General features: G+C 64.4%; 1 protein-coding gene. It reads right to left on the reverse strand.

All coding sequences use genetic code 11. The features are described 5' to 3' along the window. A partial coding sequence (locus tag NG1_RS34815; protein WP_501193579.1) for an RNA polymerDNA-directed RNA polymerase subunit B occupies positions 1 to 1,319 on the reverse strand: 1,319 nt, incomplete at both ends.

The following is a 1,319-nucleotide window of genomic DNA, read 5'->3' on the forward strand; positions in this document are numbered from 1 at the left end:
CGGAGACTTCCTCGACCACACCGGCTTTCTCGTTCACCACCACGTCACCGGCATCGATCGCGGCTCGCGACTCCATACCGGTGCCGACCAGCGGGGCCTCGGAGCGAACCAGCGGAACCGCCTGCTTCTGCATGTTCGCACCCATGAGAGCCCGGTTGGCGTCGTCGTGCTCGAGGAACGGGATCATCGCCGTCGCGACCGACACCATCTGACGCGGCGACACATCCATGTAGTCGACTTGCGCGGAATCGACGAGCTCGACCTCGGAATTCCTGCGACGCACCGCGATTCGCGGCTCGACGAAGCGCCCCTCGGCATCGAGTGGCTCGTTCGCCTGCGCCACGACATGCAGGTCTTCCTGGTCGGCGGTCAGGTAGTCGACCTCGTCGGTCACCCGGCCCTCGACCACTTTCCGGTACGGGGTCTCGATGAAGCCGAACGGGTTGACCCGCGCGTACACCGACAGATAACCGATCAGGCCGATGTTCGGGCCTTCCGGGGTCTCGATCGGGCACATCCGGCCGTAGTGGCTGTAGTGCACATCGCGGACCTCCAGGCCGGCGCGCTCCCTGGTCAGGCCACCTGGGCCCAGCGCCGAAAGGCGGCGCTTCTGGGTCAGACTCGCGAGTGGGTTGCGCTCGTCGAGGAATACCGACATCTGCGAGGTTCCGAAGAACTCCCTGATCGCGGCGACGACCGGGCGGATGTTCATCAGTGTCTGCGGCGTGATCGCCTCCACGTCCTGAGTGGTCATCCGCTCGCGGACCACACGCTCCATACGGGAGAGACCGATTCGCATCTGGTTCTGGATCAGCTCGCCGACGGTGCGCAGGCGACGATTGCCGAAATGATCGATGTCATCGACCTCGACCCGAACCTCGATGCCACCGGGGGCGGTCATGGTCTTGTCACCCGCGTGCAGGCGCAGCAGGTATTCGATGATCGTGACGATGTCTTCCTCGGCGAGCACCGGTGAGCCGATGACTTCACCGGAGTGGATGCCGAGCTTCTTGTTGATCTTGTAGCGACCGACGCGCGCCAGGTCGTAGCGCTTCTCCTTGAAGAACAGGTTCTCCAGCAGGGTCTGCGCGGACTCCTTGGTCGGCGGCTCACCCGGACGCAGCTTGCGATGGATGTCCAGCAGCGCCTCGTCGGTGCCCGGTGTGTTGTCCTTCTCCAGCGACGTCATCATGATCTCGGAGAAACCGAACCGCTCGCGGATCGGCTCATCCGTCCAGCCGAGCGCTTTGAGCAGGACCGTTACGGGTTGGCGGCGCTTGCGGTCGATGCGCACACCCACGGTGTCGCGCTTGTCCACA

This window comes from Nocardia gamkensis NBRC 108242 (assembly GCF_001612985.1).
Classification (GTDB): domain Bacteria; phylum Actinomycetota; class Actinomycetes; order Mycobacteriales; family Mycobacteriaceae; genus Nocardia; species Nocardia gamkensis.